This window comes from Acidithiobacillus sp. AMEEHan (genome assembly GCF_030996345.1).
GTDB lineage: Bacteria > Pseudomonadota > Gammaproteobacteria > Acidithiobacillales > Acidithiobacillaceae > Igneacidithiobacillus.
Genome location: NZ_CP118747.1, coordinates 1,087,643 through 1,113,979, shown reverse-complemented (window position 1 = coordinate 1,113,979; position 26,337 = coordinate 1,087,643). Strand labels below are relative to the sequence as shown.

General features: G+C 61.1%; 27 protein-coding genes, 1 tRNA gene and 1 pseudogene. 4 read left to right on the top strand and 25 right to left on the bottom strand.

The features are described 5' to 3' along the window. Positions 1–38: 38 nt before the first annotated feature. A complete protein-coding gene (locus ORD17_RS05690; RefSeq protein ID WP_308389893.1) occupies positions 39–1,418 on the bottom strand; it encodes a ribulose-bisphosphate carboxylase in 1,380 nt (459 codons plus the stop codon). 154 nt (positions 1,419–1,572) lie between these two features. On the opposite strand from ORD17_RS05690, the gene ORD17_RS05685 reads away from it, so the two are divergent. Beyond that, positions 1,573–2,499 (top strand): LysR family transcriptional regulator, encoded by a 927-nt coding sequence (locus ORD17_RS05685; RefSeq protein WP_308389892.1) that lies wholly within the window; start codon positions 1,573–1,575, stop codon positions 2,497–2,499. Positions 2,500–2,648: 149 nt separating this feature from the next. Here the strand turns inward: ORD17_RS05685 and ORD17_RS05680 are convergent. The 6 genes from ORD17_RS05680 to ORD17_RS05655 form a co-directional block, all read right to left on the bottom strand. Beyond that, positions 2,649–2,725: transfer RNA gene (locus ORD17_RS05680), tRNA-Met, on the bottom strand. Positions 2,726–2,806: 81 nt separating this feature from the next. After that, positions 2,807–2,971 (bottom strand): hypothetical protein, encoded by a 165-nt coding sequence (locus tag ORD17_RS05675; protein WP_308389891.1) that lies wholly within the window; start codon positions 2,969–2,971, stop codon positions 2,807–2,809. Between the two features lie 128 nt (positions 2,972–3,099). Then, positions 3,100–3,873, bottom strand: coding sequence for an ABC transporter permease (locus ORD17_RS05670; protein WP_308389890.1), 774 nt, complete (start codon positions 3,871–3,873; stop codon positions 3,100–3,102). Next, entirely contained in the window at positions 3,873–4,802 is a 930-nt protein-coding gene (locus ORD17_RS05665) for an ATP-binding cassette domain-containing protein (RefSeq protein ID WP_308389889.1), read from the bottom strand. The genes ORD17_RS05670 and ORD17_RS05665 overlap by 1 nt, the downstream gene beginning before the upstream one ends. Further along, positions 4,783–5,511: an alpha/beta fold hydrolase gene (locus tag ORD17_RS05660; protein ID WP_308389888.1), complete on the bottom strand. Its 729-nt coding sequence runs from the start codon at positions 5,509–5,511 to the stop codon at positions 4,783–4,785. The genes ORD17_RS05665 and ORD17_RS05660 overlap by 20 nt, the downstream gene beginning before the upstream one ends. Further along, on the bottom strand, positions 5,511–5,822 hold the full coding sequence (locus tag ORD17_RS05655; protein WP_308389887.1) for an NAD(P)H-dependent oxidoreductase subunit E: 312 nt from the start codon (positions 5,820–5,822) through the stop codon (positions 5,511–5,513). Before ORD17_RS05655 ends, ORD17_RS05660 begins: the two co-directional genes overlap by 1 nt. Before the next feature lie 63 nt (positions 5,823–5,885). Between ORD17_RS05655 and coq7 the strand changes: the two genes are divergently transcribed. Then, positions 5,886–6,515, top strand: a complete 630-nt coding sequence (gene coq7 / locus ORD17_RS05650; RefSeq protein WP_308389886.1) for a 2-polyprenyl-3-methyl-6-methoxy-1,4-benzoquinone monooxygenase — start codon at positions 5,886–5,888, stop codon at positions 6,513–6,515. Positions 6,516–6,531: 16 nt separating this feature from the next. Here coq7 and ORD17_RS05645 read toward each other — a convergent pair whose 3' ends face one another. From ORD17_RS05645 to ORD17_RS05575, 15 genes are all read right to left on the bottom strand, one after another. Beyond that, positions 6,532–7,020: an Rrf2 family transcriptional regulator gene (locus tag ORD17_RS05645; RefSeq protein WP_308389885.1), complete on the bottom strand. Its 489-nt coding sequence runs from the start codon at positions 7,018–7,020 to the stop codon at positions 6,532–6,534. Further along, a complete protein-coding gene (locus ORD17_RS05640; protein ID WP_308389884.1) occupies positions 7,021–7,446 on the bottom strand; it encodes an OsmC family protein in 426 nt (141 codons plus the stop codon). Between the two features lie 73 nt (positions 7,447–7,519). Then, positions 7,520–8,311, bottom strand: a complete 792-nt coding sequence (trpC, locus tag ORD17_RS05635; RefSeq protein ID WP_308389883.1) for an indole-3-glycerol phosphate synthase TrpC — start codon at positions 8,309–8,311, stop codon at positions 7,520–7,522. A 6-nt stretch (positions 8,312–8,317) separates the two neighbouring features. Beyond that, positions 8,318–9,337 carry an anthranilate phosphoribosyltransferase gene (trpD, locus tag ORD17_RS05630; protein WP_308389882.1) on the bottom strand — a complete coding sequence of 340 codons (1,020 nt, stop codon included), beginning with the start codon at positions 9,335–9,337 and terminating at the stop codon, positions 8,318–8,320. Next, the gene (locus tag ORD17_RS05625; protein ID WP_308389881.1) at positions 9,334–9,903 is read right to left on the bottom strand and encodes an aminodeoxychorismate/anthranilate synthase component II; all 570 of its coding nucleotides are present in this window, start codon (positions 9,901–9,903) and stop codon (positions 9,334–9,336) included. Before ORD17_RS05625 ends, trpD begins: the two co-directional genes overlap by 4 nt. 4 nt (positions 9,904–9,907) lie before the next feature. Beyond that, positions 9,908–11,404, bottom strand: coding sequence for an anthranilate synthase component I (gene trpE, locus ORD17_RS05620; RefSeq protein WP_374693392.1), 1,497 nt, complete (start codon positions 11,402–11,404; stop codon positions 9,908–9,910). A 120-nt stretch (positions 11,405–11,524) separates the two neighbouring features. After that, a complete protein-coding gene (locus ORD17_RS05615; protein WP_308389880.1) occupies positions 11,525–12,196 on the bottom strand; it encodes a phosphoglycolate phosphatase in 672 nt (223 codons plus the stop codon). Positions 12,197–12,205: 9 nt separating this feature from the next. Beyond that, a complete protein-coding gene (gene rpe / locus ORD17_RS05610) occupies positions 12,206–12,868 on the bottom strand; it encodes a ribulose-phosphate 3-epimerase (protein ID WP_215871386.1) in 663 nt (220 codons plus the stop codon). Positions 12,869–12,954: 86 nt separating this feature from the next. After that, positions 12,955–14,025, bottom strand: coding sequence for a class II fructose-bisphosphate aldolase (gene fba / locus ORD17_RS05605; protein WP_308389879.1), 1,071 nt, complete (start codon positions 14,023–14,025; stop codon positions 12,955–12,957). 39 nt (positions 14,026–14,064) lie between these two features. Continuing rightward, complete coding sequence (gene pyk, locus ORD17_RS05600) at positions 14,065–15,501, bottom strand: pyruvate kinase (protein ID WP_308389878.1); 1,437 nt, start codon at positions 15,499–15,501, stop codon at positions 14,065–14,067. Positions 15,502–15,507: 6 nt separating this feature from the next. After that, positions 15,508–16,704 (bottom strand): phosphoglycerate kinase, encoded by a 1,197-nt coding sequence (locus ORD17_RS05595; RefSeq protein ID WP_308389877.1) that lies wholly within the window; start codon positions 16,702–16,704, stop codon positions 15,508–15,510. A gap of 10 nt (positions 16,705–16,714) precedes the next feature. Next, positions 16,715–17,722, bottom strand: a complete 1,008-nt coding sequence (gene gap, locus ORD17_RS05590) for a type I glyceraldehyde-3-phosphate dehydrogenase (protein ID WP_308389876.1) — start codon at positions 17,720–17,722, stop codon at positions 16,715–16,717. 31 nt (positions 17,723–17,753) lie between these two features. Then, on the bottom strand, positions 17,754–19,751 hold the full coding sequence (gene tkt, locus ORD17_RS05585; protein WP_308389875.1) for a transketolase: 1,998 nt from the start codon (positions 19,749–19,751) through the stop codon (positions 17,754–17,756). A 59-nt stretch (positions 19,752–19,810) separates the two neighbouring features. Then, a complete protein-coding gene (gene glpX / locus ORD17_RS05580; protein ID WP_308389874.1) occupies positions 19,811–20,758 on the bottom strand; it encodes a class II fructose-bisphosphatase in 948 nt (315 codons plus the stop codon). A 349-nt stretch (positions 20,759–21,107) separates the two neighbouring features. Then, complete coding sequence (locus tag ORD17_RS05575; protein WP_308389873.1) at positions 21,108–21,938, bottom strand: inositol monophosphatase family protein; 831 nt, start codon at positions 21,936–21,938, stop codon at positions 21,108–21,110. Positions 21,939–22,015: 77 nt separating this feature from the next. Here ORD17_RS05575 and ORD17_RS05570 point away from each other — a divergent pair, with 77 nt between their 5' ends. Both ORD17_RS05570 and ispH read left to right on the top strand, forming a co-directional pair. Then, complete coding sequence (locus tag ORD17_RS05570) at positions 22,016–22,747, top strand: 16S rRNA (uracil(1498)-N(3))-methyltransferase (protein ID WP_308389872.1); 732 nt, start codon at positions 22,016–22,018, stop codon at positions 22,745–22,747. Positions 22,748–22,799: 52 nt separating this feature from the next. Then, the gene (gene ispH / locus ORD17_RS05565; protein ID WP_308389871.1) at positions 22,800–23,741 is read left to right on the top strand and encodes a 4-hydroxy-3-methylbut-2-enyl diphosphate reductase; all 942 of its coding nucleotides are present in this window, start codon (positions 22,800–22,802) and stop codon (positions 23,739–23,741) included. Here ispH and ORD17_RS05560 read toward each other — a convergent pair. The 3 genes and pseudogenes from ORD17_RS05560 to ORD17_RS05550 all read right to left on the bottom strand — a co-directional run bounded on the left by ORD17_RS05560 (position 23,698) and on the right by ORD17_RS05550 (position 26,336). Further along, positions 23,698–24,659 (bottom strand): annotated as a pseudogene (locus ORD17_RS05560) (DNA recombination protein RmuC). The gene ispH and the pseudogene ORD17_RS05560 overlap by 44 nt on opposite strands. 603 nt (positions 24,660–25,262) lie before the next feature. Beyond that, positions 25,263–25,715: a large conductance mechanosensitive channel protein MscL gene (gene mscL, locus ORD17_RS05555; RefSeq protein WP_308389870.1), complete on the bottom strand. Its 453-nt coding sequence runs from the start codon at positions 25,713–25,715 to the stop codon at positions 25,263–25,265. A gap of 87 nt (positions 25,716–25,802) precedes the next feature. Continuing rightward, positions 25,803–26,336 carry a hypothetical protein gene (locus tag ORD17_RS05550; RefSeq protein WP_308389869.1) on the bottom strand — a complete coding sequence of 178 codons (534 nt, stop codon included), beginning with the start codon at positions 26,334–26,336 and terminating at the stop codon, positions 25,803–25,805. Between the last annotated feature and the right edge of the window lies 1 nt (position 26,337).

Here is a 26,337-nt window from a genome sequence, read left to right as displayed (position 1 = left end):
TCCCGGCCAGCATTGCCGGGAGACCGGGGTGACACCAATCAGCGGTGCGCACCAATCTTGTCGCGCCAGCCGGGATAAAGCTTGTCGGCATCGTGGGGGAAGGACGCGAAGGCGCGGGCGAACTCCTTATGGCTCTTGGCAAACTCGATCGGATCGGCGCCGGACTTCCAGCACTCGTAAGCCTGGCGCAGCGAAAGCGCACCTGCCGCGGGGCTGTCGATATGACCGTAAGAGCCACCACCGGCGGTATTGATGACGTTGCCGTGGCCGAGGTTTTCGAAGAAGCCAGGCAGGCGCAGGGCGTTCATGCCACCGGAGATGATCGGCGTGGTGGGCTTCATGCCGTACCACTTCTGGTAGTACACCGGCCCCTGGCACTCATCGCGCTCGATCATGTAGGCGATATTACGGTCGTCGTGTTCGCCTTCCATCTTGCCATAGCCCATGGTGCCGACATGGATGCCCGAGGCCCCCTGCAAACGCGAGATCTTCGCCAGTACGAAGGCGGTATAACCGCGCTTGGCGCTGGGAGAGGTGATCATACCGTGGCCGGCGCGGTGGTAGTGCAGGTACTGCGCGGGATATTGCCGGCGGGCAGTGGTGATCATGCCGGGGCCGCCGACGAAGCCATCGACCAGGAAGGCCACCTTGTCGGCGTCAGGCCCGAAGGTCTCGAGGATGAAATCGGCGCGGGCGCACATTTCGTAGTGGTCGTCGGCGGTGATGTTGGCTGAGAAGATCTTCGCTTGCCCGGTTTCGTCCATCGCCCGCTTCATCGCGTCGGCGACCAACGGGATGGTCTTCTTGAGTGGCGAAAACACCTGGTTGCCCTGGGGCTCATCGTTCTTGATGAAATCGCCGCCGAGCCAAAACTGATACGCGGCCTGGGCAAAGGGCTCGGGGCGCAGGCCGAGCTTGGGCTTGATGATGGTGCCAGCGATATAGCCGCCGTCTTTCAGGGGTCGACCGAGGATGCGCCAGAGGTCGGAAATATCCCGGCTCGGTCCGTCAAAAAGCTGTATCGCGCGGGGTGGTACCCAGAAGTCGATCATCTTGGCGTGGGCGATGTCGCCCATGCCCTGGTTGTTGCCGATGGCAAGCGTGAGGAAGGAGACGATCATCATCCGCCCATCGGTGACGTTACGGTCAAAGAGATCCAGCGGGTAAGCGATGCGCATATCCTCGGTGGCCTCGTCGATGTGATAGACGAGAGCATCGACGCCTTTGGTGAAGTCGTCCGTGGTGGAGACTTCGACATTGGTCCCGGTGGAGGACTCGGCGGCAAAGTGGGCCGCAGCCTCCAGATAGCCGTGACCGGCTTTGGGCTTCATCTTGTAGGCCACCAGTATGTGCTGGCAGGCTTTGATCAGCTCCTCTTCTTTGAGGGAGAGATCGGCATAGCGTGCAGATTGATCCATGGTACACACTCCTCAGTTTGTCGGGAGCGATCACTGTAGCGCTGTGCAATCATCAATAAAAACGATTATTTATTATAGAAAAAATTAAATAAAATCATGATTATCTAGGTAAATAGGGTTTTTCTTCGTAGCCGAGAGTGGGTAAGATCATGACATGAAAAACATCACGCTGCGACAGCTGGATATCTTGAAAACCTTGGGTGCCACGGGTTCCTACACCAAAGCGGCACAGCAACTACACCTCACGCAGTCGGCGGTCTACGTGCAGGTGCGGAAGCTCGAGCAAGAAATCGGCTTGCCTCTGACCGAGCAGGTAGGGAAAAAGGTATTCTTGACCGACGCAGGAGCCGAAGTCCTGCGCACCAGCGCCCAGATCGAGGGGCAGTTGAACGAACTGTCCAGATCCCTGGAGCACCTGCGCAATGTGGATGACGGACAAATTCGCATTGCGGTGACTTCGGCGGCGAATGCTTTTGCGGTGGACCTCCTGGCGCGGTTTCGCCAATTGCACGGCCATATCCAGATCCGCCTAGACATTGCCAATCGCAAGGACGTGCTGAAAAGTCTGGAGCGGAATGACATCGATATGGCGATCATGGGCGAGCCCCCACAGATTCTGGATCTGGTCGCCTTACCGTTTCATCGCAACGATTTGGTGGTCATTTCATCGGCCAATTATCCTCTGACCAGATACCGAAAAATCCCTCTCGAGCGTATTGCCAAGGAGCCATTTGTGCTCCGCGAACCTGGTTCGGGCACGAGAGAAGCAATTTTACGCTATTTCGCCGATCACGGCTTGAGCATCGACGATCGCGTGATCATGAATAACAATGAATCGATTAAACAGGCGGTAAAGGTGGGTATGGGCGTTGCCGTGGTCTCCCGCCATAGCGTGCTCACGAAAATCGAGTCTGGTTACTTGCGCGAGCTCAATGTCGAAGGATTTCCGTTGCAGAGAATGTGGCACCTGGTGCACCGCAAAGGGAAGAAACTCGCACCGGCGCCAAATAGTTTCAAATCTTATCTCTTGCAGCACCAATATGTGCGCACTACGAATGAGCTGACGCAAATTGTTACCTGACAATTGACTGGGCGAACGAAGCCTTCTGCCGTCCGGCCCGTGTTGCCCCCTGTTGCCATGGTATCGGCGAGCAGAGGCATGGAATCGCACCCATTCGTTACACCGCACTGGAAAAAAGGCTCTGGTGGTTACGCCAGAGCCTCGTTTTTTGGTGGCGCTTCAGGGACTCGAACCCCGGACACGCGGATTATGATTCCGCTGCTCTAACCGACTGAGCTAAAGCGCCATTGCAGGCCCGCTATTTAAGCCGCTAGAGGAAAGACTGTCAATAGAAAATTCCGCGGTAGGGACGTACCTACCAGGATGATCAGCCCCTCAAAAATTTACTCGCCACCGCCAGGGCCCAGATGCACCACTGCACGGCGGTCATCGGCACCCGCTGCAGCCGGGTTCCCTCGGGCCAGCTCGGGGTCTCACCAATATAATCCTGAATACGCTTTCCGCTGCCAAGCCCGATTGTTTCTGCGCTCATGATCTTTCTCCAAAACTCCCCGTCCCTGCTGGTCGCGGGACCAGCCGCCTGTAGATCAACGTCGCGGCAACGTACTTAGCAATCCTTTCGGAGGCTGGCACGGCAATGCGACGATTTCATTCGACTTATCAACGCAATAGGCGCCGCCGCAAGAGGAAGGCGGCGAGGACATAGGCGCCCAGGGCGTAGGCCAGCAGGATGGCAAGATGCAGCCCCACCTGCGCTGGCGCGTGTCCGGTAAGGAGGGGCCGCAGGAGGAGAACGGCGTGGGTGAGGGGGAGGACTGCTGCGATGTTTTGGGCAAAGACCGGCAGGGTATGCAGCGGGTAGAAGACCCCGCAGAAAAGGAACATCGGGGTCACCGCCAGGGTGAAGTAATACATGAAAAAATCGTAACTACGCGACAGGGCGGTGAAGGCCAGGGCGATGGCCCCAAAGCTGAAGCCCGTCAGCAGGATGACCGGCAGGGCCAGAATGACCTGCCATTGCCAGTCGATGGCACCTAAAAGGCCCGCCACGATGATGATCGCCAGGGCACTGATAGCCCCCTTCACCGCACACCAAAGCAGCTCGCCAGTGACAATATCACCAATTTGCAGAGGCGTGGCGAGAATCGACAGATACGTATTCTGTACCGCCATGCGCGTATAGGCCGAGTAGAGTCCCTCAAAGGTTGCGGTGTTCATCGCCGAGCTGGCGACGATCCCCGAGGCAATGAAGGTGATGTACGGCATCCCCTCCATCTTGCCAACGAAATGCCCCAAGCCATAGCCCAATGCGAGCAGGTAGAGCAAGGGATCGACAAAATTGCCGAGCAGGCTGGGCAAGAGCAACTTGCGCCAGACCAGAAAATTGCGCCGCAGTACCGCCAACGCACCCCAGCTGGGCAGAAACCAAGCCATCAGCCTTCTTCCTCGCGCAGCTCGCGCCCGGTCAGGCGTAGAAACACATCCTCCAGCGTTGCCGGACGCTGCAATAACTGGTACTGCGGATCGACGGCAAAATGGGCGCGGACGGCATCCAGCTGCGGATCGAAAAGAAACAGGGTGTCGCCACTACGCTCTGCCGCCGCCACCCGCCCTTGGTGCCAATTCTCGGCGTCGGGCAGGGCGCCATCGTGCCGACGCAGCTCCAAGACTTCTCCTGGGATATGTTTCTGGATCATCGCTACGGGCGCATCCTCGGCGAGAATGCTCCCCTGCTGGAGGATACCGACTCGATCCGCTAGGCGTTCCGCCTCGTCGAGATAGTGGGTCGTGAGCAGGAGCGTGACCCCCTCGCGCTGCAGGGTCCGCAAGCGTTGCCAGAGCAGGTGGCGGGCCTGGGGATCGAGGCCGGTGGTGGGCTCATCGAGGAGAAGGAGCTGCGGCTGATGGATCAGGGCGCGGGCTACGGAAAGCCGCCGTCGCATTTCCCCAGACAGCGCCTGAATCGGACGCTGGGCAAATTCCTCCAGGCTCATGAAGGCCAGGAGTTCGCGGCTGCGACTGCGGATCAGCGCCGCCGGCAAACGGAAATAGCGCCCGTAGGTCCAGAGATTTTCCTCGACGGTGAAGTCGGGATCGAGCTGATCGCTCTGCGGCACCACGCCAATCCGTTCGTGCCCCCCCGCCGGCCACTGCGTCAGCGGACGGCCATCGAGACGGATCTCACCCGAGTCAAAGGGCGTCAGGCCCTGAATGCAGCGTACTGAAGTGCTCTTGCCGGCACCATTGGGGCCAAGCAGGGCGTAACACTCGCCAACGCCCACGGCAAAAGACAGTCCCCGCAAGACAGGACGCCCGGCATAGGCCTTGGCGACGGCCTGGAGTTCAAGCCGGGGAAAAGGCACGGCAGGGCTTGGCGTGTTGATTTTCCTCCCCCAACTGCGCCTGGAATCGATCGAGCAGAGCGTTCTGCAGCAGCGTCAGCTTACCATGGAAGAAATGATCGGCAGGCAGGTCGATCCGCGCCGGCTGGACCGAGAGGCTCTCCAACCAGGCGCTAACCTCCTTGGCCGGGACCAGTTCGTCCTCCTGTCCCTGCACCACGGTCCAGGGACAGCGGGGAACCGGCGCCACCGAAAAATCGAAAAGATTGATCGGGGGGGCGACCGTCAACAGGCGCTCGACACGGGCATCGCGGCTGGCCGCCTGATAGGCAACGAAGGCACCGAAGGAAAAGCCCGCGAGCCAGATGGGAAAGCCGGGGCGACGCTCCGTCACCCAGTCGAGAACGGCCAGGCAATCCTCCACCTCGCCACGTCCGGCATCATAGCGCCCGGCACTTTTGCCCACCCCACGAAAATTGAAGCGCAGGGAGGGAATGCCGAGGAGATTGCAGGTACGGCTGAGATAATGCACGACCTTGTTGTTGAGAGTGCCCCCATAGAGGGGATGCGGGTGCAGGATCACCGCCACGATACCGCGCGTCTCTTTTTCCGGACAAGCGGTCAGACCCTCCAGAATCCCGGCCGGACCGGGAATCTCCACCGCCTCGCCCACACATTCGAGGGCGAGTTCCTGGCCGTCATAGAGGTGGCTGCGATCAATGGGTAGCATCAGATGCGTAGCCGCTCCACCGGCTTGCCATCGCGCAGGTGCGATTCGACGATCTCTTTCACATCCTCGGCATCGATGTAGGTATACCAGACCGCGTCTGGATAGACGACCGCCACTGGGCCCTCGCTGCAACGGCCGAGACAACCAGCGCGGTTGACGCGCACCTGCCCTTCGCCATGGATGCCCAGCTTCTTGGCGTGTTTCTTGGCCTGATGAAAGACCTCTTCCGCGAGGCCACCGTTGTTGCAGGCCTGCTCACCATTCTCGCGCTGGTTCAGACAGAGGAACAGATGGCGCTGGTAAAAACTCATGTTTGACCCTCCACTGGCATGGCGCCATGATAACCCGAAATGGCAGCGCGGGTCAGATAGCGTATGAACTTCCTCGATCAGGCAATCCTCTCCGTCGATAATGCCTTGCGCACCCTCAGCGGGCAAAGCCGTGGTAGCGGCCGCGCCAATCCCGCTGCCGGGGCGCCCGATAAGCTCTTACGCCCTTGGGAGCGTCGCCGTGCCGGGCGCATGATGCGCGTCAACCACGCCGGCGAGGTCATGGCCCAGGCGCTCTACACCGGACAGGAAGCCGGCAGCAGCGACCCGGAATTGCGTGCCGTGTTACGCAAAGCGCGCAGCGAGGAAGAAGATCATCTGCGTTGGTGCGAGGAGCGCCTGCGCGAACTCCACAGCCGCCCCAGCCTGCTTGGGCCGCTCTGGTACGCCACCGCCTGGGGCATGGGCTATGCCGCCGCACGCCGCGGTCACGGGGCCAACCTGGGCCTGGTGGTAGCCGTGGAGAATCTGGTCGAGGAACATCTCAAGGAGCATCTGCAGGATCTGCCCCTGGAAGACGAACGCAGCCGCCGCATCCTGGAACAGATGGAGTGCGACGAAGTGGGGCACGCCGAAAAAGCCGAGGAAATGGGCGCTGCGAAACTGCCCCGCCCCCTGCGCATGGCCATGCAGAGCCTGTCTCGCGTGGTGACCCGCGGCGCCCTCTGGATTTAGGCAAATCTCGGCGAAGCTAGGCGGAAGCCTTGACCCGCAAGGTGCTGCCGCCGGGGAGGTGGATGCGATACTTGCCCGCACGCACAGCCTCCGCCATGCTGCCAATGGTCTGCTGGCTGAGCAGCTCGATGACCTCGGCCTTGAGGGGCTTCCAGGCATAGTGCACTGGGCAGGCGGTGGCGTCTTCGCATTTTTTCAGACCCAAAACACAGCCCTGTCCCAAGGGCTTGCGCTCGACGATCTCTACCACATCCAGAATATTTTTCTCTTCCGCACCCGGCGCCAATACAAAACCACCGCCACGCCCCTTGCGGGATTCGAGAATGCCGGCCTTGCTGAGGTCCTGTAGGATTTTTGCCAGGTACTGGCGCGGTGGCACGCGGGGGTCCTCAGGGTCTTTGAGATATTCCCAGATTTCGCCGCTCAGCACCAACTCTCCCGGCGGCTGGGTTGCCAGATAAATCAGAGCCTGCAAGGCATATTCGCTGGTCTTGCTGAGTAACATTCAGTCTATCCCCAAAATGGTATAGTCGTGGGTGATTTTCGCGGTCTTACCCAGCATGATGCTCACCGAGCAGTATTTGTCTGCGGAAAGCTGGATGGCATGGGCAACGCGGCGTGGATCGAGTTCTTTGCCGGTCACGAAAAACTGTAGATGGATCACGGTAAAGACCTTGGGATCTTGCTCGGCGCGTTCGGCGCTGATCTCCACTCGGCAGGCGCGCACGTCCTGGCGCGATTTCTGCAGAATCATCAGCACATCGATACTGGAACAACCGCCCAGACCCATGAGGACCATTTCCATGGGCCGCGCGCCCAAATTGTGTCCGCCGATGTCCGGCGAAGCGTCCATCACCACGCCATGGCCGCTGTCGGCATGGGCCACGAAGGCCATCCCTCCCGACCCCGTCCATTCTACCGTCGCCTGCATAGATTTCTCCCTAGATACCGCATCTTGCGATTACACTACCGCTACGGGCAAGATGCAATCGCGGAACATGGAGTCAGTCGGCAAAAAGCTCCTGCAGTGCCTGGCCCGGGTTCGGCGTGCGCATCAGTCCTTCCCCCACGAGGAAGGCATGAATTCCTGCGCTGCGCAGGGTTTGCACGTCCGCTCGCTGGCGGATACCGCTTTCGCTGATCAACAACCGCCCCGGCGGAATTTGTGGCAGGAGCTCGATACTGCGCTGGATATCGGTGACGAAAGTACGCAAGTCGCGGTTGTTGATACCCATCAGGGAGCTTTGCAGGCGCAGGGCACGGTCCAGCTCTGCAGCGTCATGCGACTCGACCAGCACGTCCATCCCCAACTCCAGGGCACAGGCCTCCAGCTCCGCCATCTGGGCATCGGCAAGGGCGGCAACGATGAGCAGGATCGCATCCGCACCGATGGCCCGCGCCTCCCAGACCTGGTAGGGATCGATGATGAAATCCTTGCGCAGCACCGGCAGCGAACAGGCCTCGCGTGCCGCCGTCAGGTAACTGTCGCTGCCCTGAAAGAAGGACTCATCGGTCAGCACCGAGAGGCAAGTGGCACCATGCGCAGCATAGTCGCGGGCGATTTCCACCGGGTTGAAATCCTCGCAAATGATACCTGCCGAGGGCGAAGCCTTCTTGATTTCGGCAATGACCGCCGCCTTGCCCGCCGCGGCCCGATCGAGCAGGGATTGGGCAAAGGGCCGTGGCGGCGAGGCGAGACGCGCCGTCGACGCGAGATCAGCGAGCGGTAGGCGTTTTTGCCGCCGCGCCAGCTCGCTTCGTTTTTCCGCCAGAATTTTTTGCAGAATGTCTTCCATGGTTCCTCAGATCTCGCGGGCGCATTGCAAAAGCGCTTCCCATTTCGCCCAGGCGGCTCCACTATCCATTGCCGCGCGCGCGCGCTGCACCCCCGTCGCCAGATCGGGGGCCACATCAGCGGCGTACAGAGCCGCCCCAGCATTGAGCAGAACGATGTCGCGACGCGGCCCGGGCTCGTTGCGCAGAACTGCCAGAAATACCGCCGCCGCCTCGCTCACATCGGCAATCTGCAACGCCGCCAGCGGCGCCGGCTGCAGCCCGAAGTCTGCCGGCTGCAGCCGGTAGCGATGCACCTCTCCGGCGCGTAATTCCGCCACTTCTGTGGGCCCACCCAAACTGATTTCGTCGAGCCCGTCGTGCCCATGCACTACCAGCACGTGGCGCGCGCCCAGCTCCCGCGCGGCCTCCGCCAAGGGCGTCAGCCAAGCCTCGCTGTAGACCCCGAGGACCTGATGCGGGGCACCAGCCGGATTACTCAGAGGGCCCATGAGATTGAAGAGGGAGCGGATTCCCAGCTCCTTGCGCGGACCGACCGCATGCCGCATGGCGCCATGATGGGCGGGGGCAAACAAGAAACCGATGCCGACGCTATCGATACAGGCCGCCACCTGCTCGGGGCGAAGATCCAGGTTCAAACCAACGGCCTCTAGCACATCGGCGCTGCCACTGCGCCCCGATACCGCGCGGTTGCCATGTTTGGCCACCCGCGCCCCGGCCGCCGCTGCCACCACCGCGGCGGCCGTGGAGATATTGAAGGTGCCGCAGGCATCGCCACCGGTGCCGCAGGTATCCACCAGGTGGCTGCCATCGACCTCGACGCGGGTCATGAAGGCCCGCAGCGCGCGGGTGGCGCCCACCAGCTCCTCCACTCGCTGCCCCTTCATTCGCAGGCCCATGAGGAGGGCGCCTAGCTGCGCGGGAGTCCAGTCGCCGCGCATGATCGCCGCGAAGACCCCTTCCGCCTCCCGGGCCGAAAGGTCTTGGCCCGCAACGATACCTTCCAGGATTTCCCGGATCGCTCTCATCGTCCCTCCTCCAGGAAATTGCGCAGAAGCTCCTTGCCGTAGCTGCTGAGGATGGACTCGGGATGAAATTGCACCCCTTCCACCGGCAGCTGGCGATGGCGCAAGCCCATGATCTCGCCCTCGGCGGTCCACGCCGTCACCTCCAGGCAGTCGGGCAAGGTGTCGCGGGCAACGATCAGGGAATGATAGCGGGTTGCCGTAAACGGATCGGGCAAACCGGCAAATACGCCCTGGCCGCGATGGTGAATGGGAGAGGTCTTGCCGTGCATCACTTGCTGCGCGCGCACGACCTCGCCACCAAAGGCCTGGCCGATCGCCTGATGACCCAGACAAACCCCAAGAATGGGAATCTTGCCGGCAAATGTACGGATGGTAGCGAGGGACACACCCGCCTCGTTGGGCGTGCACGGCCCCGGTGAGATACAGATGCGCTCGGGTGCCAGGGCGGCGATGGCCGCCAGATCGATCGCATCGTTGCGTTCCACCCGCACCTCGGCGCCGAGCTCACCGAAATACTGTACCAGGTTGTAAGTAAAGCTGTCGTAATTATCGATCATGAGCAGCATCGGCTTATCTCCCCTCGGGATCGAGGCCATTCTCGGCCATATCCACCGCACGAAACATGGCGCGGCGCTTGTTCAAGGTCTCTTCCCACTCCGCTGCCGGCTGGGAATCGGCGACAATGCCACCGCCCGCCTGGATATGCAGTTGCCCGTCCTGTACCACTGCCGTGCGAATGGCAATGCAGGTGTCCATGTTGCCATTCCAGCCCCAGTAACCGACGGCGCCGGCATAGACCCCGCGCGCCACCGGCTCCAGCTCGCGGATGATCTCCATGGCACGAATCTTGGGGGCACCGGAGACCGTCCCGGCCGGAAAGGTGGCGCGCAGGGCATCCATGGCATCGAGGCCGGGGCGCAGACGGCCAGTGACCTGAGAGACGATGTGCATGACGTGGGAGTAGCGCTCGACGGCAAAGGATTCCGTGAGGCGTACCGAACCCGTTTCGGCAATGCGACCGACGTCATTGCGGGCAAGATCGATAAGCATCAAGTGCTCGGCGCGTTCCTTGGGGTCCGCCAGCAGCTCTTCTTCCAAAGCCCGGTCGGCCTCCGCCGTTTTGCCGCGCGGTCGTGTGCCGGCAATGGGCCGCACCGTCACCTCACCATCTTCCACACGCACCAAGATCTCCGGCGAGGAACCCACCAACTGGGTGCGTCCCAGATCCACATAGAACAGGTAGGGCGAAGGATTGATGCGGCGCAGGGCGCGGTACAGATCCAGGGGCGGCGCGGCGAAGGGGATCGACAGGCGCTGCGAGGGCACGACCTGCATGACATCGCCGGCGGCAATGTATTCGCGAATCCGCTGCACGGCAGCCATATAGCCCGCACGGCTGAAGCTTGCCTGGAAGTCTTCTTCATCTACCCGCCCACGCCGCTCCGTCTGGCTCGCTGGCGGCAGTGGACCGCGCAGTCGTTCCTCCAGCTCGGCGAGGCGGGCCTGCCCTGCGCTGTAGGCATCGGGGCGCTGGGGATCGACCTGCAAAAGCAGACGCAGGGTGCCGCGCAGATTGTCGAAGAGCAGGATCTCATCCGCCACCAGCAACTGGATCTCCGGCAGGTCGAGGGGATCGGGCAGGGGCTCGACCCGCGCCAGACGCGGCTCGATGTAGCGGACGATATCGTAGCCGAAATAGCCCACCAGCCCGCCAGTAAAGCGATCCGCAAGATCGTCCGAGGGCGCCGCGCGGAAACGCTGACGGAACTCGCTGACCCAGGCGAGGGGATCGGCAACCTGACATTGCTCCTGCAACACGCCATCGACGAAGCGCTGGATCTGCTGCCCGCGAATCTCGATGCGCTCCCGCGCCGGCAGACCGATAATGGAGTAACGCCCCCACTTCTCGCCGCCCTGCACCGACTCGAAGAGATAGGCATAGGGACCGTCGACGACTTTGAGAAAGGCAGAGAGGGGGGTATCGAGATCGGCGGGGATCTCACGACTCAGGGGAATACGATTGTAGCCCTCACGGGCCAGGGACTGAAAACGCTCGGCAATCAGCACGGGTCACCTCGAAAATTGGCAATAGAAATCACAGACTGCCTGCAATCAGCAGCCGCGCCATCGCCAACCTTTCGTCGTCCACCCGAGATTTGTCATATCACCCGAAATCCCAAACCGTAGCTACCGCAATAAAGGCAGCAGTTGCGGCAGTGTATCGATAACGGCATCGGCTGCCAAGTCTGCCAGAGGCATATCGCCGCGGTAGCCATAACTGACCGCCACCACCGGCATCCCGGCGGCTCGCGCAGCCTGGGCGTCGTTGATCGAGTCACCGACCAGCAGGCCGCTTTTTGGGCCTACACCAAAATGCTCTGCCGCATGCAGGAGCGGCAAGGGATCCGGCTTTTTGCGCGGCAGACTGTCGCCCGACAAAACCAGATCGAAATAGCCGCGCAGTCCCAGACGCTCCAGCAACGGCAACGTAAACTGCTCCGCCTTGTTGGTGATGCAGACCAGTTTACGCCCCTGCCCCTGCAGCTCCTGTAACGCCTCCTCGACCCCCGCGTAAGCAGCACTATGGGTGGTCAGATGCGCGCCGTAATACGCAGAAAACTCCGGCATGGCGGCGTCGAGCTCGGCCTCACTGGGCTCCGCCTGGATGGCCAGGGCGCGACGCATCAGCTCCCGCACGCCATTGCCAATGAAGCCACGGATGACGGGCATGGGTGCCGGCTCCCGCCCCAAGGTTTGCAGGACATGGTTGGCTGCCCCGGCAAGGTCCGGGGCGGTGTCGATGAGGGTGCCATCGAGATCGATCAGCACGATATCTGCGGCGAAGCTTGCCTGGCGCATCTAGAGAACTCAGCCTGCCAGGGCAGCCCGGAAGGCGGCGATGGTAGCCTTGTAATCCGGGGTATTATAGATGGCACTGCCAGCGACAAAGACATCGGCTCCGGCATCGGCCACTTGACGCACGTTGCTCACCTTCACGCCACCATCCACTTCCAGCTCGATGGCCTTGCCGGTCGCGTCGATCCGTTTGCGGATGGCTTCGATCTTGCGCAGGCTGTAATCGATGAAGCTCTGCCCGCCAAAACCCGGGTTGACACTCATCACTAGCACCAGATCGATGCTTTCGAGGACGTAATCGAGCACTTCCAGGGGCGTCGCCGGGTTCAACGAGACACCGGCCTTGCACCCAACGCTATGGATGAGCTGGATGGTGCGATCGAGATGGATGGTACCTTCCGGATGCACGGTGATGATGTCGGCACCGGCCTTGGCAAATTCGGGGATGATGGCATCCACCGGGCTGATCATCAGGTGCACATCCAGCGGCTTCTGGGTATGCGGCTTGATCGCCGCCGCCACCAGCGGGCCGATGGTGAGGTTGGGAACGAAGTGGTTATCCATCACATCGACGTGGATGTAATCGGCGCCGGCCTCGTCCACCGCGCGCACTTCCTCACCCAGACGGGCGAAGTCGGCCGACAGTATGGAGGGAGAAATCTTGTACTGAGGCATAACATGGCTCCTTGCAAAACGGCTGGAGCGCCCGGAGGCGCCCCAGCACAGCATGCCACCCGCGGGTGGCAGAGGGGCGAAAAGGCTTAGGCGCCCTTGACCCGCGGATCGAGATCACCGGCCTTGTACTTCTTGACCATGGTATCCATGGGGATCGCCTTGATCTTGCTGGCCTGACCGGCAGAACCAAAGGCCTCGTAGCGCGCCTTGCAGATGTCGCGCATGGCGTCGAGGGAAGCCTGCAAGAACTTGCGCGGATCGAAGTTCTTGGGGTTCTTGTACAGGCTCTGCCGCACCGCACCGGTGGCTGCCAGGCGCAGATCGGTGTCGATGTTGACCTTGCGCACACCATGCTTGATGCCTTCCTGAATTTCTTCCACCGGCACACCATAGGTCTCGCCGATGTCACCACCGAATTCGTGGATGATTTTGAGCCAATCCTGGGGCACGGAGCTGGAACCATGCATGACCAGGTGAGTGTCGGGGATGCGCTCGTGGATCTCCTTGACGCGGTCGATGCGCAGGATCTTGCCGGTCGGCGGCTGGGTGAACTTGTAGGCGCCGTGGCTGGTACCAATGGCGATGGCCAGGGCGTCGAGCTTGGTCGCCTTGACGAACTGCGCGGCCTCTTCCGGATCGGTAAGGAGCTGGTCGTGGCTCAGGCAGCCCTCGGCACCGACACCATCCTCTTCACCAGCCATGCCGGTTTCGAGCGAGCCCAGACAACCCAGTTCGCCCTCGACAGTCACACCCACGGCGTGCGCCATCTCGACCACCTTGGCGGTCACTGCGACATTGTAGTCATAGCTGGCCGGAGTTTTGGCATCTTCCAGCAGGGAACCGTCCATCATCACGCTGGTGAAGCCAGAACGGATGGCCTGGATGCAGACGGCGGGGCTGGCGCCATGATCCTGATGCAGTACCACGGGGATGTCTGGATACTCCTCCACCGCTGCCAGAATCAGGTGACGAAGAAAAGGCTCACCGGCGTACTTGCGGGCACCAGCCGAGGCCTGCAGAATGACCGGAGCGTCGACGGCGGCCGCGGCCTCCATGATCGCCCGCACCTGCTCCAAGTTGTTGACGTTAAAGGCGGGAATTCCATATCCGTGCTCGGCGGCGTGATCGAGCAGTTGCCGCATAGATACCATTGCCATCGCTGTTACCTCACTAGCAGTAGAAAAAACAGTTACGGTTCAAATCCGGCTGGCCGCGCCCACACGCACCAGCTTCAGGGTATTCGTACCCCCCGGCGCACCAATCGGCTCTCCGATGGTGATTAGGATTAAGTCGCCATCCCGCACGACACCGCGGCGGCGCAGTTCGTCTTCTGCCGAGCGCATCACCTGCAAGGGATCGTCGTGACGACTCTGCGGGAAATTGACCGGGTGTACCCCACGATACAGGGTGACCTTACGCCGCGTATAGACTTGCGGAGTGAGAGCGTAGATCGGCACCCGGGAATCCGCTCGCGACAGCCACAGTGCCGTCGAACCACTCTCGGTAAAGGCGGCAATAGCGGCAATCGGCGCACGCTGGGTGGCGAGGATGGCGGCAGCGGCAATGGTTTCATCCACCCGCTCCAAGGTCCGATCGAAGAACGGTTCATCGACATCACAGGGCATCTGCCGCTCGACTTCGAGACAGGTCCGCGCCATGGCCGCGACGGCCTCCACCGGATACTGGCCGGAGGCCGTCTCGGCGGAGAGCATGACGGCGTCGGTGCCGTCGAGCACGGCATTGGCAACATCGGAGACCTCTGCTCGCGTCGGAATCGGCTGATGGATCATCGACTCCATCATCTGCGTCGCGGTAATGGTAAGACGATGGTAGCGATGCGCCATAGCGATGATACGCTTTTGTACCGGTGGCACGGCAGCATCACCGATTTCGACGCCCAGATCACCGCGGGCAACCATCACCGCCTCAGAAGCCTTCAGGATATCCTCGATGGCCTCTACCGCCTCAGCACGCTCGATCTTGGCCACCAAGGCCCCATGACCACCGGCTTCACGAAACAGCCGCCGCGCCTCGTCCATGTCTGCACCACTGCGCGGAAAGGAGACCGCAAGATAATCCGCTTCCAACTGCGCCGCAGTAACGATGTCCTGCCGATCCTTGTCGGTCAGCGCGGGCGCGGTCAGTCCTCCGCCCGCCCGGTTGATCCCCTTGTTGTTGGACAACTCGCCACCCTGCACCACGCGGGTATGGATCTCGTTGCCCTGCACCTTGTCCACCCAGAGCACGATCATGCCGTCATTGAGCAGTAAGGTCGCGCCCCGTTCCACATCCTTGATGAGTTGCGGATAGGTCACCCCCACCCGCGTCTGGTCACCCAGTTCGCAGTGGATATCAAGGATGAAGGGGTCTCCCTCCCGCAACTGGATCTTACCCTCGGCAAATTTGCCGATGCGGATCTTCGGTCCTTGCAGGTCGGCAAGGACGCCGATGGCGCGGCCATGCGCCCGTGCACGTTCCCGCACCAGTTCCGCCGTGCGCAGGTGGCCCTCGGCCGTTCCGTGGGAGAAATTGAGGCGCACAACATCCAGGCCTGCCTCGATCAATCGGTCGATGACCTCGGCGGAGCTGCTCGCCGGTCCTAGCGTCGCAACAATCTTGGTGCGGCGAATCATATGGGCCTACCCCCGGGCACGAGCCTCTAGAATCTCAAAAGCCGGCAGGGTCTTACCCTCGAGCACCTCGAGGAAGGCCCCACCACCCGTAGAGATATATCCTACCTTGTCAGCAATATCATATTTGGCAATTGCCGCCAGGGTATCGCCACCACCAGCAATGGAGAAGGCCGGACTTGCAGCGATGGCCATGGCCAAGGTCTTGGTACCGTTGGCAAAAGCATCGAACTCAAAGACCCCGACCGGTCCATTCCAAACGATGGTACCGGCAGCCTTGAGCTTGTCGGCAAGCTGTTGCGCCGTCTTCGGGCCGATATCGAGAATCATATCCTCGGGGCCAACCTGATCAACAGTCTTGACCGTGGCTTTGGCATCGGCGGCAAAGCGATCGGCCACCACGACATCAACAGGAATCGGGACTTCCGCACCGCGGGCCTTCATCTTGTCAATGACCTTGCGTGCCTCTTCGATCAAATCGGGCTCCGCTAGACTCTTGCCGATGGCATGACCGGCAGCCAACAAGAAGGTGTTAGCGATACCACCACCGACGATGAGTCCGTCCACCTTGTCGGCCAGGGCCTGCAGGATGGTCAATTTAGTGGAAACTTTGGAGCCTGCGACAATGGCGATCAGCGGGCGTTTGGGGTTGGCCAGGGCCCTCTGGATGGCATCGATCTCGGCCGCGAGCAACGGGCCGGCACAAGCAATGGGCGCGTACTTGGCGATTCCGTAAGTGCTGGCTTCGGCGCGATGGGCAGTGCCAAAGGCGTCATGCACGAAGATATCGCAGAGCTTGGCGTACTTTTGTGCCAAGGCATCGTCATTCTTCTTCTCGCCTTTGTTGAGGCGGCAGTTTTCCAGCATCACCACTTCGCCAGGATGCAGCTCGAAGCCGCCATCTACCCAATTCTGCTGCAGGCGTACGGGCTTACCGAGCAGCTCTGCCAACCGCTTGGCCACTGGAGCCAAGGAGTCCTCGGGTTTGAACTCACCCTCCGTGGGGCGCCCCAAATGCGAGGTGATCATCACCGCTGCGCCGGCATCCAGGGCCATCTGCACTGCCGGAACCGAGGCCCGGACCCGGGTATCCTCGGTGATCTGGCCTTGATCGTTGAGGGGAACATTGAGATCGGCACGGATAAAGACGCGATTCCCCCGTGCCTCACCGCGCTGACAGACTTCGGCAAAGGTCAAAATGTGCATGACGAGACCCTCAGTGGCTCGCTACATGCTTAACGAAGCGCAGCATGTTGCAGGTGTAGCCATACTCATTGTCGTACCAGGAGACTACCTTGACGAAGGTCGGATCGAGCTGGATTCCCGCCTTGACATCAAAAATCGACGGTGCCGAAAAACCGCGAAAATCGGTGGAGACCACGGCATCCTCGGTGTAGGCGAGCACACCCTTGAGGGGACCTTCGCTGGCCGCCTTCATCGCCTGGCAGATTTCCTCGTAGCTGGTTTCCTTGTTCAACTCGGCGGTCAGATCGACGACGGAGACATCGGAAGTGGGCACGCGGAAGGACATACCCGTCAACTTTTTGTTGAGCTCGGGAATCACCTTGCCCACCGCCTTGGCCGCGCCAGTGCTGGAAGGAATGATGTTTTCGAGAATGCCGCGGCCACCGCGCCAATCCTTAGCCGAGGGGCCATCGACGGTCTTCTGGGTGGCAGTGGCGGCATGGATGGTGCTCATCAGACCGCGCTTGATGCCGAACTGGTCATGCAGCACCTTGGCCACCGGGGCCAGACAGTTGGTGGTGCAAGAAGCCGCGGAAACGATCTTTTCGCCGGCATACTTGCCATGATTGACGCCGTAAACGAACATCGGGGTGTCGTCCTTGGAGGGCGCGGACTGCACGACCTTCTTGGCACCGGCGTCGATGTGCTTCTGGCAAGTCTCTGCGGTGAGGAAGAAACCCGTCGATTCGATCACCAGATCCACCTGTACTTCGTTCCACTTGAGGTTGGCGGGGTCACGCTCGGCGGTGAGGCGCACGCTCTTGCCGTTGATGAGGAGATGACTGCCCTCGACCTTCACTTCACCGGGAAAACGACCGTGGACCGAATCGTACTGCAGCATGTACGCCAAATAACCGGGCTCCAACAGGTCGTTGATGGCGACCACCTCGAGATCCTTGAACTCCGCTTCCTTGGCGATGGCGCGGAAAGCCATGCGTCCGATACGTCCAAAGCCATTGATACCGACACGAATTGTCATTCCCTAACTCCTCAAAGTTTCTGATGAATTCTTAGAGTGCCCGAAAGCGCTCGACCACATGCGCAACGGTGAAGCCGAACTTCTCGAAGAGCACTGGTGCGGGGGCAGACGCGCCGAAGTGATCGATGCCGACCACCCCACCCTGCAGCCCGACATATTTGTACCAGAGCCCGGTGCTGCCAGCTTCCACCGCCAAGCGCTTGCTCAGGGCCGCGGGCAGTACACTCTCGCGGTAGGCGGCGTCCTGGGCATCAAAAATTTCCAAACAGGGCATGGATACCACCCGCACGTGCACGCCGGCATTGGCCAGCTCCGCCTGCGCAGCCAGGGCAAGTTCGACCTCGGAGCCGCTCGCCATAAGGATGCCATCTTCCTTGCCTGCCGCCGCCTTGACTACGTAAGCCCCGCGGCGCGCGCCTTCGATACTGGCGTCGCTGTGCGGCAGGGCGGGCAGATTCTGGCGGCTGAGGGCGAGGAGGCTTGGCGTGCGTTCCTGCTTGACCGAAGACTCCCAGGCAATGGCGGTTTCCACCGCATCAGCAGGGCGCCAAACATGCAGGTTAGGGATCAAACGCAGGCTGTTGACCTGCTCGATGGGCTGGTGGGTCGGCCCGTCTTCGCCGAGACCAATGGAATCGTGGGTCATGACATAGACGACGCGCAGCCCCATGAGGGCCGACATGCGGATGGCGTTACGGCTGTAATCCGAGAAGATCAGGAAGGTGCCACCAAAGGGGAGGAAGCCACCATAGAGGGTCACGCCATTCATGATCGCCGACATGCCGAACTCGCGCACGCCGTAGTGAATGTAATTGCCGTCCACCTTATCTTTACCGAGATCTGCCGCCTCTTTCCAACGGGTGTTATTGGAAGGGCTCAAGTCGGCAGAACCGCCCAGGAATTCCGGCATTGCCGCGGCGATGCCCTGAATGGTCTTGCCGGAGGCGACGCGGGTGGCGATCTTCGGCGCTTCGGCACGGAAATCGGCAATGACCTTGGCAATGGCTGCGTCAAACTCTGCACTCGGTTTGCCCTGCAGCCGGCGCTCGAATTCCGCCGCCTCCTTGGGGAAAGCCGTCTTGTAGGCAGCAAACTTCTCCTGCCAGTTCGCTTCCGCGGCCTTGCCCTTGGCACGGGCGTCCCAACCCTGATAGATCTCTTGGGGCACAAAGAAGGGCTCGTTGGAAGGCCAACCCAGGTGCTTGCGGGTGGCGGCGACTTCCTCGACACCCAAGGCGGCGCCGTGGACATCGTGGGTGCCGGCCTTGTTGGGTGAGCCTTCGCCAATCACCGTCTTGCAGCAGATGAGCACTGGCTTGCTGCTCTGTGCCCGTGCCGCGATGATGGCCTTCTTGACCGCCTCGGGATCATGGCCATTGATATTGCGGATCACATGCCAGCCATAGGCCTCGAAACGCGCCGGGGTATCGTCGGCAAACCAGTTATCGACGTGGCCATCAATGGAGATATTGTTGTCGTCGTAAAAACAGATGAGCTTGTGCAGGCCCCACACTCCGGCGAGGGAGCAGGCCTCGTGAGAGACCCCTTCCATGAGGCAGCCATCACCCAGGAAGACATAGGTGTAGTTATCGACGATCTCATGACCGGGACGATTGAACTGCTTGGCCAGCAGATTCTCTGCCAGGGCCATACCGACACCATTAGCCAAACCCTGTCCAAGAGGGCCGGTCGTGGTCTCGACGCCAGGGGTATCGCGATATTCGGGGTGGCCCGGGGTCTTGCTGTGCCACTGACGGAAGGCCTTGATGTCGTCCAGAGAGAGGTCGTAGCCGCTCAGGTGCAGCAGAGCGTACTGCAACATCGAACCGTGACCGTTGGACAGCAGGAAGCGATCACGCCCCGCCCAATGCGGATTGGCGGGATTATGAACGAGAAAATCGTTCCACAGCACTTCGGCAATGTCGGCCATACCCATGGGCATACCCGGATGGCCACTGTTGGCCTTCTGCACGGCGTCGATGGCAAGGATGCGGATGGCATTGGCGAGTTCGGTACGAGATACGGTCATATAGGCTCCTCAGAGAGGCGACCGGCATGAGGCCGGGCGCCGCAGCTAGTTTCAAAAAATCAGTCGTCGGCCCGCTGGTGGGTACGCACCCGGCGCAGAATGCCGTCGTGACCGGAAATCACCAGACTTTCGCTCTCGACGAAGAAATGTGAGCGGGATACACCATCCAGAATATCACCGCTGGTCAGCCCGGTAGCAACAAAGAGAACGTCATCACTGGCCACCAGCTCATCGCGGCCAATCCATGCGCCGACCTTGAGCCCGGCCTCGGCGATGGCTTCTGCCTCACCAGGCTTCTGCGGCGCCAACGCGCCAAACATGTCGGCTCCCATGGCACGCGCGGCGCAGGCGGTGATCACGCCCTCAGGGGTGCCGCCAATGCCCATCATCGCATCCACCTTGGTGCCCAGGGCAGCCATGATCCCACCACTCACGTCACCATCCGTCTGCAGGCGCACCGTGGCGCCAGCCGCTTGAATTTCCTTGATCATGCCATCATGACGCGGCTTTTTCAGCAAGAAGATGCGTAGCTCCTTGACATCCTTGCCGAGCGCCTTGGCCAGCGCATGCAACTTGTCCTTCATGGGGGCCGCCGGGTCGATCTTGCCGCGCGCCGGCGCCGGAACCACCAGCTTGTCCATGTAGAAGGCCGGGCCAGGGCGGAACATGCTGCCCTTGGGAGCGGCAGCCAGCACACAGATGGAGCCGGGCATGCCGTAAGACATGAATGTGGTTCCCTCTACCGGATCGACGGCGATATCAACTTCGGGACCCGTACCGCAGCCAACGGTCTCACCATTGTAGAGCATCGGGGCTTCATCTTTCTCGCCTTCTCCGATGACCACCGTACCGCGCATGGGCACTTGCGCCAGAGCCGCCCGCATGGCGTCGACCGCCGCACCGTCCCCCTGCTCCTTTTCGCCCCGACCAATCCAGCTGCTGGCAGCGCGCGCTGCCGTTTCGGTAACAGGGAGGAGGCTCAGAGCCAGGTTGCGGATGGTGGCCATAGGGGACGTCCTTCAGGTGGCGATAGAAATAGGTTCAAGGATAAATCAAGCGGGACTATTTGGGAACTCGAGAGCGGAACCGCCGGGCGGTTCAATGCCGCTCGTCCTGCGCAATGCTGGTCAGCCGCAGGGGACTGCCACCTTGTCCGGTGACCCTGTTAGCCCAACCGCTCCAACCGTTTACTAAGGTCCGCTCCGGACAGATCGCGCAGCAGCCGCCTCATAAGGCGAGTATCTCCTCGCGGGTGATGTGCAGGCGCGGGAGGCCGGACCAACACGCCACTGCAGCGGGGGTTGACGGTGTACCGCTGGAGTTTGCGCATTTCCATGGGAACCCACCCAGCGCCACCTACTCCACAGGAGGATGAAAGATCGATTCCGTGTCGATCTTGGCAAGGTATTCTCGCCAGGCGGCGTGTAACTGCGGGTCCAGGGTGGCCAGCACGGAAGTCTTCTGCAAGCCCCGCAATGGCAGGGCCGCGCCGTCGAGGGTACTCATTTGGCCGCCCGCCTCCTGCAAAATCAGGGAACCCGCGGCGCGGTCCCAGAGCTGCTGTGCTCCGTGCAGGTAGAAGTGATAGTAGCCTGCCGCCAGCCAGCTCCACTCCAGCACGCAGCTGCCAAAATTGCGCTGGCTATGGAACGGCTGTTGCGTCAGCAAGCGCAGCGCCAGCTCCCGCGTCAGGCGTTTGTAGTCCACCACGCCAACCGTGGCACGCAGATTCGGGGCCTGGCGCGTGTGGAGAGGCGTGCCATTCACGTAGGCCCCGCCGCCGCGCCGTGCCGTAAACAGGGTTTCGCGCATGGGATCGTAAATCCAGGCCTGTAAGGGCCCAGCGGCGTCCAGAAGCGCCAGACTGATGCCAAATACCGGCACACCAGCGGCAAAATTGCTGGTCCCATCCAGGGGATCGAGACACCAGAGAAGTTCTGCGCTGCGCAGCAGCTCGGCCTGTTCCACCTGACTCATCTCTTCCCCCAGCAGAGGGATTTCGGAGTAACGACGGAGCAGGGCTTCCTGCAGGAAGTTCTGGCTGTCGATGTCGGCGCTGGTGACGATACTGCCATCCGGCTTGCGCGAACTGGCCACCCGTTGATAGCCGGGCAAGATGATGCTCTCGGCACAGCGTCGCAGCTGTTGCCCGATCCAGTCCCCGTCGATTCTCAGCAAGTCTTTCATGCGGCAAGGATAGAGCAGTGTGCCGCGCCGGTCATCCCGATCTTTGCGGGAACGGACAGATCGCCCACAATAGGTCTATGCCTCGTATCCATCTTTACAGCGACATCACGCCCCGGGCGGGCGAATTTGCGCTGGCCGAAGCGCCCAGCCATCACCTGCTGCGCGTGCTGCGTGCCCGTCGCGGGCAGGAACTCACACTGTTTACTGGCGATGGGCATGAATACCGCGCCACCCTGACCGGCGTCGCAGGGAAAGCCGCGCTCCTGGCGGTGGAGGAAGGCATCTTGCGCGACACCGCCAGCCCCCTGGCAGTAACTCTGGCGGTGCCCGTGTTGCGTGGCGAGCGCTGGGACTGGCTGTTGCAGAAGGCTACCGAACTCGGCGTGGCGCGGATCCAGCCGCTACACAGCCGATATTGCCAGGTTCCTCTGGTGGAGACGCAAGGGGAAAAAAGACGGAAGCGTTGGCAGGAGATCCTCATCGCTGCAGCCGAACAAAGTCAGGCCACCCGCCTGCCTGCCCTCGCCCCGGCACTGTCCCTGGCTGACTATCTGCAACAGTCTCATGCACCCACCTGCTTGGTTCTTGATAGCACCGCGCAGGAGGGTCTGAACTCAATGTCTGGGCCACATGCGACCGAGGTAGAGCTATTGACGGGTCCGGAGGGCGGCCTGGCACCAGAGGAACTCCAGGCAGCCAGAGATCGAGGGTTTCTGTTGCGGCGCTGCGGGCCACGAATCTTGCGTGCCGAAACCGCTCCCATCGCCGCCCTGGCGATTTTGCAGGCGCGCTGGGGCGATCTCGGTTGACAGCGTGGCCCTGGCGCTGGACCATGCAGAAAATTGTCTGGAGCCGAACTCGATGGATATCCTCTTAGCCAATCCGCGTGGTTTTTGTGCCGGCGTCAATCGTGCCATCCAAATCGTCGAACGGGCATTGGAGCTCTTCGGCGCCCCGATCTACGTGCGTCACGAGGTGGTGCACAACCGTCACGTAGTGGACGACCTGCGCAATCGGGGGGCAATTTTCGTCGAAGAGCTCGACGAGATCCCGGACGGCGCAACGGTCATCTTCAGTGCCCACGGCGTCCCCCTGGCCGTGCGGCAACGGGCCGAAGAGCGCGGCTTGACCGTCTTCGATGCCACCTGCCCACTGGTGACCAAAGTGCACATGGAGGTCAAGAAATACAGTCGGGAGGGCATGGAGATGGTATTGATCGGCCACGCTGGTCACCCGGAGGTGGAAGGCACCATGGGTCAGGTCGAATCTGGCATGATGTACCTGGTTTCCGGCGTGGCCGATGTACAGCGTCTGCAGCCACGCAATCCCGAGCGTTTGGCGTACATCACCCAGACCACCTTGAGCATGGATGACACCGCGGAAGTGATCCAGGCATTGCGGGAGCGCTTCCCCGCGATTCAGGGTCCAAAGAAGGATGACATCTGCTATGCCACCCAGAACCGTCAGGATGCAGTGAAAAAACTCGTACCCGAGGTCGATATCTTGCTGGTCGTCGGGGCACCGAACAGTTCCAACTCCAGTCGCCTTGCCGAACTGGGACAACGCCTCGGCACCGCCACCCATCTGATCGAAGATGCCAGCCAGCTGCGGCGGGAGTGGTTTACCGGTAACCCGAGCATTGGTATCAGTGCCGGGGCCTCGGCGCCCGAATCCTTGGTGCAGGAGATCATCAACACGCTGGCCTCCTGGGGCGCGCAGCAACCGCAGGAGCTACCTGGCGTCGAAGAAAAGGTAACCTTCAGTCTTCCTCTGGCCCTGGCGCAGGCGACTCATCGCGCATAGAACCGATCGGCTCACTATCCCGCGTTTGCAGCTCGCGTAGCTGCAATTCACGCACCTGCGAGTCTATGGGTTCCGGCGGCGGGATCTCCCGCTCGCCCCCCGTGGCGCCCAGGTCCGGAAATCTTCGCGCCGAAACCAGTACCCGGGTTTCCAGCGAAGCGGTGGCCCTGTTGTAGGACTGTACCGCACTTTGCAATTGCTTCCCCACCTTCCCCCAATGATCTGCCATGGTGAGCAAACGATCATGCAGCTCACGGCCCAAGGCACTGATGGCCTGGGCATTGGCCGCCACCGTCTCCTGCCGCCAGCCATAGGCGGCCGCCCGCAGCAGGGCGATCAAGGTCGTCGGCGTGGCAACCAAGACCTTCTGTTCCACCCCATATTCGATGAGCGCTGGGTCCACCTGCAAAGCCGCACTGAAGAAATCTTCCCCCGGCAGGAAAAGCACCACGAACTCCGGGCTCGATAATTCCTCCCAATACGATTTTCGTCCCAATTGTTGGAGATGGGTACGCAGCTCATTCGCGTGCTTGCGCAGAAACTGCTGGCGTTCCTCCTCGGACTCTGCCTCGACGGCCTGCAAATAGCCATTGAGAGGCGCCTTGGCATCGACCACGATCTCTTTGCCCCCGGCAAATGGACCAATAAGTCCGGACGTTGCTGTCCCTGCTCGGTCTGCATGCTGGCCTGTTCAACAAAATCACAGTGATCGAGCATCCCGGCCATTTCCACCACTCGCCGCAGTTGCAGCTCGCCCCATCGGCCGCGCGCAGCAGGTTGACGCAGCGCCTTGACCAACGCCGCCGTTTCGCGGTGTAAACGCGGCAGATGATCTTGCACTAGGCCACGCAACTGCTCGCTCAGAGCACTGTAGGCGGCGGCGCGTACCTGCTCGAGCCCATCCAGGCGCTCATTCATTTTTCCCAAAGACTCACGGAGCGGGGTGACGAACTGGCTGAAGGCAGTTTGTCGCCCCTCCCAATCCTGTCGGGCTTGCTCTTGGAAGCGGGCAAGGTTCTCTTGCGCCAAGCGCAGGAAGTCTTCATTGTTGCGGCGCAGGGCGGCGCCGGAAAGGGCCGCAAAAGACTCGCGCAGACGCTCCTCGGCCTGGCTGAGTAACTGCTGTTTTTCCTCGGCGTGCTGACGTTCTTGTAGCAGACGTTCCTGTAGTTCAGCCAGGCGCCCGTTTTGCCGGTTGAGCTCCTGCTGCAGCCGCGCCTGTTCCTCGCGCAGCGGCTGCAGCTGCACGACGCTCGCCTCAGCCGAAGCCAAGGCAATCCGGCTTTCCTGTAGCTGAATGGAAAGCGTTCGGATTTCTTCGCGCGTCTGTCGTAGCGTATCTTCCGCCTGCAACTGGATTTCCCGCTGTTCGGCAAGGCGTTGCTCTGCCTCACTGAGCTTAGACTGATAGAGCCGCTTCTCGCCCCGCCACCAAAGCCAAAGCGCCAGCGCGCCCAGCAGGGCGCCGCTGCCGATGGCAGCGACGATCCATGCCAAGAAAGACACGAGCTAGAGACCTCCTCAGGAGCTCAACTGCGAGGTGCAGTTGGGGCAACGGCTGGCAGTCAGGGGTATGGCAGTTGCACAAAAGGGGCAATCCTTGGTCGTGACTGGTGCAGCCGGTTTCGGATAGAGGCGATTGATGGTATGAACCAAGAGGAAAATCACGAAAGCGATGATCAGGAAGCTGATGATGGACATGATGAACAGGCCATAGTTCCAGGTCACCGCACCGGCTTTCTCGGCAGCCGCCAGCGTGAGGTACGGTCCCGGCGTCTTGCCCTCGTGGAGCACGAGAAAGAGGTTGCTGAAGTCTACTTTTCCCAGCACGAGCCCGATGGGCGGCATCACGATGTTTTTTACTAGCGAAGTGACAATCGCCGAAAACGCACTGCCGACGACAAAGGCCACGGCAAGATCGATGACATTGCCGCGCTGCAAGAAGATTTTGAAATCCTTGAAAAACTGACGCATGTTTCCTCCCTTGGAATCTTTTTCAATGCAACCTGACAGTAGCAAGATAGCAGAGGGAAAACAACGACAAAGAACTTCTCCACTGCCCTAGCCGTGGGCGCCGGATCGTGCTGCACAAAAGCGGTTGACCACGGCCTTTTGCGCCTGCATCGACGATTGGCTGGCCTCCTGCAGACAACCTTGAATGTTGCTACGGCAATTTTGTGCCCAGACCTGGGTTTGTTGAAAGAAGTTTCCCGCCGCCTGCGCCGGCTCGGCATAGGCATGCCCGACGAACAGGCGTTGCAGAGCGGCATAATACTCGCCTTTCGCTCCCGCCCAGTTGGCGACAGCATCCCAACAGGCTCCTTGCTGTTCCGACGTTGCATGGACACAGCCAATGGCATCACGGCGGACAAGATCGAGGGAACGTTGCCAAGAGGAACAAAATTGCTTCTCGGCAGCCCTACGCTGCGCCGTTACCGCCGCGAGCCTCTCCTCGGCCAACCGTGCTGCCTGATCGGCCTGCGATGCACGCGACTGCGCCAACGCTGCGTGGTTGGGCACGGGTGCCGGGATTTGTGCGCAGGCCCCCAGCAGGCCTGTAGCAAGAAGAAATAGCGGTACTTGTAATTTGCGCATG

Excerpts from the sequence above, each read along its gene's own strand:
- ispH (WP_308389871.1), top strand. The coding sequence starts at position 22,800 with ATGGATATCCTCTTAGCCAATCCGCGTGGTTTTTGTGCCGGCGTCAAT.
- ORD17_RS05550 (WP_308389869.1), bottom strand. The coding sequence starts at position 26,336 with ATGCGCAAATTACAAGTACCGCTATTTCTTCTTGCTACAGGCCTGCTG.
- ORD17_RS05595 (WP_308389877.1), bottom strand. The coding sequence starts at position 16,704 with ATGCACATTTTGACCTTTGCCGAAGTCTGTCAGCGCGGTGAGGCACGG.
- ORD17_RS05625 (WP_308389881.1), bottom strand. The coding sequence starts at position 9,903 with ATGCTGCTCATGATCGATAATTACGACAGCTTTACTTACAACCTGGTA.
- ORD17_RS05640 (WP_308389884.1), bottom strand. The coding sequence starts at position 7,446 with ATGCAGGCGACGGTAGAATGGACGGGGTCGGGAGGGATGGCCTTCGTG.
- ORD17_RS05575 (WP_308389873.1), bottom strand. The coding sequence starts at position 21,938 with ATGAAAGACTTGCTGAGAATCGACGGGGACTGGATCGGGCAACAGCTG.
- fba (WP_308389879.1), bottom strand. The coding sequence starts at position 14,025 with ATGGCAATGGTATCTATGCGGCAACTGCTCGATCACGCCGCCGAGCAC.
- tkt (WP_308389875.1), bottom strand. The coding sequence starts at position 19,751 with ATGACCGTATCTCGTACCGAACTCGCCAATGCCATCCGCATCCTTGCC.
- gap (WP_308389876.1), bottom strand. The coding sequence starts at position 17,722 with ATGACAATTCGTGTCGGTATCAATGGCTTTGGACGTATCGGACGCATG.
- trpC (WP_308389883.1), bottom strand. The coding sequence starts at position 8,311 with ATGGAAGACATTCTGCAAAAAATTCTGGCGGAAAAACGAAGCGAGCTG.
- trpD (WP_308389882.1), bottom strand. The coding sequence starts at position 9,337 with ATGAGAGCGATCCGGGAAATCCTGGAAGGTATCGTTGCGGGCCAAGAC.
- ORD17_RS05670 (WP_308389890.1), bottom strand. The coding sequence starts at position 3,873 with ATGGCTTGGTTTCTGCCCAGCTGGGGTGCGTTGGCGGTACTGCGGCGC.
- coq7 (WP_308389886.1), top strand. The coding sequence starts at position 5,886 with ATGAACTTCCTCGATCAGGCAATCCTCTCCGTCGATAATGCCTTGCGC.
- mscL (WP_308389870.1), bottom strand. The coding sequence starts at position 25,715 with ATGCGTCAGTTTTTCAAGGATTTCAAAATCTTCTTGCAGCGCGGCAAT.
- ORD17_RS05685 (WP_308389892.1), top strand. The coding sequence starts at position 1,573 with ATGAAAAACATCACGCTGCGACAGCTGGATATCTTGAAAACCTTGGGT.
- rpe (WP_215871386.1), bottom strand. The coding sequence starts at position 12,868 with ATGCCTCAGTACAAGATTTCTCCCTCCATACTGTCGGCCGACTTCGCC.
- glpX (WP_308389874.1), bottom strand. The coding sequence starts at position 20,758 with ATGGCCACCATCCGCAACCTGGCTCTGAGCCTCCTCCCTGTTACCGAA.
- ORD17_RS05675 (WP_308389891.1), bottom strand. The coding sequence starts at position 2,971 with ATGAGCGCAGAAACAATCGGGCTTGGCAGCGGAAAGCGTATTCAGGAT.
- ORD17_RS05615 (WP_308389880.1), bottom strand. The coding sequence starts at position 12,196 with ATGCGCCAGGCAAGCTTCGCCGCAGATATCGTGCTGATCGATCTCGAT.
- pyk (WP_308389878.1), bottom strand. The coding sequence starts at position 15,501 with ATGATTCGCCGCACCAAGATTGTTGCGACGCTAGGACCGGCGAGCAGC.
- ORD17_RS05655 (WP_308389887.1), bottom strand. The coding sequence starts at position 5,822 with ATGAGTTTTTACCAGCGCCATCTGTTCCTCTGTCTGAACCAGCGCGAG.
- ORD17_RS05570 (WP_308389872.1), top strand. The coding sequence starts at position 22,016 with ATGCCTCGTATCCATCTTTACAGCGACATCACGCCCCGGGCGGGCGAA.
- ORD17_RS05660 (WP_308389888.1), bottom strand. The coding sequence starts at position 5,511 with ATGCTACCCATTGATCGCAGCCACCTCTATGACGGCCAGGAACTCGCC.
- ORD17_RS05645 (WP_308389885.1), bottom strand. The coding sequence starts at position 7,020 with ATGTTACTCAGCAAGACCAGCGAATATGCCTTGCAGGCTCTGATTTAT.
- ORD17_RS05690 (WP_308389893.1), bottom strand. The coding sequence starts at position 1,418 with ATGGATCAATCTGCACGCTATGCCGATCTCTCCCTCAAAGAAGAGGAG.